Origin of the sequence: Saccharothrix sp. ST-888 (assembly GCF_000955975.1) — a bacterium.
Lineage (GTDB): Bacteria > Actinomycetota > Actinomycetes > Streptomycetales > Streptomycetaceae > Kitasatospora.
The window spans coordinates 1-2,256 of record NZ_JYJF01000241.1 but is presented as its reverse complement, the minus strand read 5'-3'; the positions used below and the strand labels follow the sequence as shown (position 1 = coordinate 2,256).

The following is a 2,256-nucleotide window of genomic DNA, read 5'->3' as shown; positions in this document are numbered from 1 at the left end:
GGTCGCGGCCGGCGAAGCCACCCGAGCGGTTGTCACGGTCGCCGAAGGAACGGCCACCGCGGTCGTCACGGTTGCGGTCGCGGTCACCGAAGGAACGGCCACCGCGGTCGTCACGGTTGCGGTCACGGTCACCGAAGGAACGGCTGCCGCGGTCATCGCGGTTGAAGCCACCCGAACGGTTGTCACGGTCACCGAAGGAACGGCCACCGCGGTCGTCACGGTTGCGGTCACGGCCGAAGGCCGGACGCTCCCGGTCACGGTCCCGGCTGAAGCCGCGGTCGTCACGGTTGCGGTCGCGGTCACCGTACGAGGAGGTGCGCTCGGGGCGCTCGGTGCGCGCCTCGCGGTACGACGGCGCACGGCCGGCCTCGGCCGCCGGAGCGGCGGTCTCGGTCACGGGGGCAGCCTCGGTGGAGACGGCAGCCGACTCGGCGCCCTCCTCGACAGCGGCCTCGACCTCGTCCTCGATGCCCAGCTCGGCCCGCTCGCGCGCGGCACGCGCGGCCAGGCGGTCGGCCTCCTCGCGCAGCTCGCCGGCGCGGCGCTGCGCGCGCTCCAGCTGGCGGGTCATCTCGGCGACCTCGCGCTCGGCCGCACCGGCGATGCCCGAGGCGGACTCGGCCTGGACCTCGATCAGCGAGCGGGCGCCGGTGATCCGGGCCACCTCGGGATCGAAGGCGTGGTCCAGGATGTGGCGGCCGGCGTCGACACCGGCGTCCTCCATCAGGCGGAAGACGCTGCGGCGCTGGTGCGGGAGCACCAGGGTGACGACGGTGCCGGAGCGGCCGGCGCGGGCGGTACGGCCCGAGCGGTGCAGGTAGTCCTTGTGGTCACCGGCCGGGTCCACGTTGAGGACCAGGTCGATGCCGTCCACGTGGATGCCACGGGCGGCGACGTCGGTGGCGACGACGACGTTGACGTAACCGTCCTTGAAGTCGCCGAGGACCCGGGTACGGGCGCCCTGGGTCATACCGCCGTGCAGCGCGTCGGCCTTCACGCCGGCCTCGATGAGCTGCTCGGCGACGCGGTCGGCGCCCATCTGGGTGCGGACGAAGATGATCGTGCGGCCCTTGCGGGCGGCGATCGCGTTGGTGATCGGCGCCTTGTCCTTGGGCTTCACCACGAGGATGTGGTGGGTCATGGTGGTGACCGCACCGGCCGACGGGTCGACCTCGTGGGTGACCGGGTTGTTCAGGTAGCGCTTGACCAGGGTGTCGATCTCGTTCTCCAGGGTGGCGGAGAACAGCAGGCGCTGGCCGCCGGCCGGAACCTGGTCGAGGATCTCGGTGACCTCGGGCAGGAAGCCCATGTCGGCCATCTGGTCGGCCTCGTCGAGCACGGCGACCTGGACGTCGGCCAGCTTGGCGCTGCCACGGTTGATCAGGTCGCGCAGGCGGCCCGGGGTGGCGACCAGGACGTCGACACCGCGCTCCAGCGCGTAGATCTGGTTGGACATCGAGGTGCCGCCGCAGACGACCTTGAGCTTGAGGCCGAGCACCGAGCCGAACGGCTCCAGGGCGTCGGCGACCTGCATGGCCAGCTCGCGGGTCGGGACCAGGATCAGGCCGCGCGGGTGCTTGGGCTTGGTGCGCTCGCCGTCGGCGAGGCGGGTGAGCAGCGGGAGACCGAAGCTCAGGGTCTTGCCGGAGCCGGTACGGCCACGGCCCAGGACGTCCTTGCCGGCCAGCGCGTCCGGGATGGTCGCGGCCTGGATCGGGAAGGGGGTGGTGACACCGCGCTTGGCGAGGGCGCGCACGACGTCGTCGTGCAGGCCCAGGTCGCCGAAGGTGATGGTGGGCTCGGCGGGCTCGCTGTCGTCGGCGGCCTCGACCGCGTCAACGGTCTCGGGGGCCTCGACGACGTCGACGGCCGCAACGGCGTCGGCGATCTCGGTGGAGTCGGTGGTGGCGGGGACATCGGCGTCCGAACCGTTCGCGGGCATGGCGAAGCGGTCGTCGTCAACGAGAGACATTCAAAACCTTCCGGAAGTGGCACGCGCCTAAGTCCGGGGTTCTGTTCACAACCGCCTCTATGCGGTCAGCCACGGATCGCCGGAACGCGCCAAGGGCGCCAGATCGGAACAGGGCGCCAGTCAAATGGATCAAACGAACGATCTACCACCATAGAGGAACCTCCGGATCCTAGGCAAATGCGCTGGCCACAGCGCTAATGACCGGTCGGTACGCCGGTCGGGACCACTGTTCCGCTGCTGCTCGGCGCGGGATCCGGGGCCGTCGAGGGCGACGGAGGAGGCGT

1 protein-coding gene is annotated in these 2,256 nt (G+C 71.3%); it reads right to left on the bottom strand.

Going from position 1 to position 2,256, the window contains the following annotated elements; all coding sequences use genetic code 11:
* Nucleotides 1-1,972: DEAD/DEAH box helicase (locus UK12_RS32310; RefSeq protein ID WP_045306775.1), on the bottom strand; the 1,972-nt coding region annotated here is incomplete at its 3' end.
* Nucleotides 1,973-2,256 lie beyond the last annotated feature (284 nt).